The sequence below is a fragment of the bacterium genome (assembly GCA_029210965.1).
Taxonomy (GTDB): domain Bacteria; phylum BMS3Abin14; class BMS3Abin14; order BMS3Abin14; family BMS3Abin14; genus JALHUC01.
Map to the genome: position 1 here is coordinate 1 of JARGFZ010000122.1, position 705 is coordinate 705.

The window sequence follows — 705 nt, forward strand, 5'->3', positions numbered from 1 at the left end:
AGGGCCGGGCACGTGTGGAAATCCCTTTTCCGGGGGGTGTTCGATATCCGGGTTGTCCCGGTACGCACTGAAAAATTTTCGCCCTGGTCCTGGTGGAGGGATTCGCGCCAGTTCAAATGGACCCTTTATGAACTTGGGTCGTGGGTCTTCATGATGATGAGGGACCCACCCGATCCGGTTTGACCTGTCAATAACCGCCTTTCCTGAGGTGATATCCAACATCCCCGCCTGAAAAAGCGGGATCCGAAGAGGGGTTTACTGCCATGTAAATAGAACGGGGTCATCTCGTCTCGAGGTTTATTCCGGTGGAGAACCAAAAAAACGAAGCTAGCCCGCATTATTCATGATGGTGATGAGATGTGAGCTAACTGTGTGGCAAAGATGGATAAATGGGAATGGCACGATAAACATCATGAATAGTCCGGGCTAGTTGGTTCGCCCTCCCCAGACTCCTCCCCTGCGAAAATCCCATGGAGCGGTGGGAGCCATCTGGCCCCACAGGCCCCGGCGCTTCAGGCGCGCCCTGGTCTCCAGGTCACCAAGGCTCAGGTCGTTGGAATACTTGTGGTACCACCAGGCCAGCCCCTCCTCCAGCAGTTCCCTGTCGAGAGAGTTGCCGCCTGGTGTGTAGACCATGGCCCACGTCCCGTTGTAGCTGTCCCGGCTGGCGACCTCGGCCCTCACCTGCCTGTTCAGGACTTTTCT

2 protein-coding genes are annotated in these 705 nt (G+C 56.3%); one reads left to right on the top strand and one right to left on the bottom strand.

Annotation, left to right across the window (positions count from 1 at the left end):
- On the top strand, positions 1–183 hold a 183-nt coding region (locus P1S59_14585; protein ID MDF1527451.1), incomplete at its 5' end, for a hypothetical protein.
- Between the two features lie 243 nt (positions 184–426).
- Here the strand turns inward: P1S59_14585 and P1S59_14590 are convergent.
- Positions 427–705: thermonuclease family protein (locus P1S59_14590; protein MDF1527452.1), on the bottom strand; the 279-nt coding region annotated here is incomplete at its 5' end.